At 60.9% G+C, this 2,289-nt stretch carries 1 protein-coding gene; it reads right to left on the reverse strand.

Annotated features, from left to right (window positions below):
- Positions 1 to 99: 99 nt before the first annotated feature.
- Positions 100 to 1,761 carry a DUF6119 family protein gene (locus AB0J69_RS61610; protein WP_364138660.1) on the reverse strand — a complete coding sequence of 554 codons (1,662 nt, stop codon included), beginning with the start codon at positions 1,759 to 1,761 and terminating at the stop codon, positions 100 to 102.
- Positions 1,762 to 2,289: the final 528 nt, after the last annotated feature.

The raw sequence follows: 2,289 nt of genomic DNA on the forward strand, positions 1-2,289 counted from the left end.
TGGGACAGCTCCGTGCGTTCGCTCTGCCTGCCAGACTGCGGATCGCCTGTCAGGTACCTCGAGTACTCGGTGTATGGGAGCGTTCCAGGCCATGCGCCACTACCTGGTGATCTGGATCCTGCACAGACTCGCCTCAATGCGGAGATTGCGAAGCCTCTTGACGAAGTCGCGTAGGTTGACCTTGCTGAAGGTGGGGAGTTCCTCGGGAAGCTTCTTCATGCCTTTGAACGCGATCGCGTACGTCACTCTTTCCGGCGCGTTCTCAGCTACCTTCCTGAAGACAGGATTCTCCGCAGTAACCGCCTTGATGAAGGCGTCTCTGTAGACGTCATCGCTCGCGATCGCCTGCGCTGAGACGGTGCCCTGGGAGAACAGATGGCTGAGGGTGTGGCTGGCGGAGTACTTCTTGACGTGGATCAGGTAGCCCTCTTCATGCAGCAGGTCACATGCCTCGATCTCTCCCTTGTCGCCGGCCCGGATGTCGACCTGGTCGAGGAGCACAAGATCGGGCCGAGCGCTGGCGGCGGCCTTGTTGTAGTCGCCCTCCTTGGGGTGAACCGTCGTATCCCAGGCCGGGAGTGCCAGGTGCGTTGTGATCACCTGTATCTTGAGCAGGTCTTCATTCAGTTGGCGGGTGTAGTCCTCGGAGAGGGCGAACCATTTGCCCAGCGTGAGGATGAGGCGACGTTGAGCATCTCCTGCTTCGAAGACCAGCCAGTTCTTGAGAGGCAGCATCATGCTGACCGGCTCGCCTTCGTGACCGTGGGCCATGAGCTTGATGCTGGTGAGTGATTTCCGGCCTAGCCTGCCGCCGAGAGCTGCGATCCCCTTCCTAAGCTCACCCAGGGTGGCCTCATGCATCGTGAAGGACGCTCCGCCCCTCTGGATTGTGATGCTGTCAATGTCCTCGCCGCGGACATCATCCGGAGGAGAGAACTCGAGGAGGTGATGCTTGAGGTCCTGCGAAGGCTCTGCGGAGCCCGCGTCGTCAGCCGGTTGTTCCCGCAGGAGTTCCATCAACAAGGTTTCCAGGCGATCGACCAGTTCATCGCCGTTGCGCAGTGGTTCGAGCGCATCGACGAAGGTCAGTTCATCGAGCGCAGCACGTTGCTCGACTTCCCGCATCATGTCGCCGAGCACCTCTTGGACATGGGCGAGATCGGTTGTGGTGTTGAAGGCGATCGAGTTCGTCGCCACCACCGCGCCGAGATCAGAGAATTCCACTCCTACCTCGCCCAGTCGGCCAGAAAGCTTTCGGACGAATTCTCCCTCCAGAGGAACGTCCAAGTCCCGTAGGTCCGACCCCTTGGGAACCTGGACCGACTGCGTGCGGCTGGAGGCGTCGATCCGCCGGCTCCGCACTTCGTGGAGCGATTCCGGGTCGAGGCAGCGTGCCGCGAAGCGGAGTCCGAAGTTCGATTCGATCGCCGAGTGTTCAAGGGTCGATTGCCCGTACCCCCAGCAGACTGCGAAGTGTCGCTCCGCTACAGGAAGGAACACCACCAGGCGGTTGGATGTGTTGAGGGCTTGGCTGAGGTCAGGAAACAGCGGTGTCAACGCCTGGGCCCACCCGGGCACCTTCTCCGAGCGAGCGCTGAAGTAGGCGACGACCCCGGCCGGGGCGGAAGACGAGGGGGACAGTCGGATCATCTCCTTGGATCCGCCTGGACGGTATGGCGCACGCAGGGCATGTGCCGGGTCCGTCACCTCCTCCTTGAGGAGATAACAGTTGAAGCGAAGCTTCGCTTGGGAATCGACCATCACCGACTCCTTGCATTCGGGGACTCGCGCATGGCACAGCGAGATCCACGGGGAGAAGACAGGCACGCCAAAGGACATGACGTGTCCCGTGAAATACGTGGGTTTCACGGCCGCGACATGGGGAGCTCACCCATCAGCCGGATGGATGGCTCTGGAAGTCGCGTGAGCGGTTCGAAGAGCGGCAGCAGTGGCTCAGCCACGATGGCGCAGATGCGCCGTCGCCAGCCGTAAAGACGACTTTCGGATGCCAACCGTCACGCTGATGCACCAGCACATACGAGTGCTCCAATGGCGACTAAGCCGCAGGAACCGTTCCCGCGGCTTAACACAAGCGCCTGAACGTACCCTGCTACAACAGGGCTAATGACCGAATGCTAGAGTCGCTACTGACTAGGTAAGCGGACCCGGCTACGGACATAGCTCAGGCAATTGCCCGACACTGACGTGATCTCAGCGAATTGCCGGTAGGTAGTTGTGCTCGAAATGCGTGAGGACAAGAGCGGCGCGTGCGATGTCGCCGATTGCGCT

The organism is Nonomuraea sp. NPDC049709, assembly GCF_040674815.1.
Lineage (GTDB): Bacteria > Actinomycetota > Actinomycetes > Streptosporangiales > Streptosporangiaceae > Nonomuraea.

Excerpts from the sequence above, each read along its gene's own strand:
- AB0J69_RS61610 (WP_364138660.1), bottom strand. The coding sequence starts at position 1,761 with ATGGTCGATTCCCAAGCGAAGCTTCGCTTCAACTGTTATCTCCTCAAG.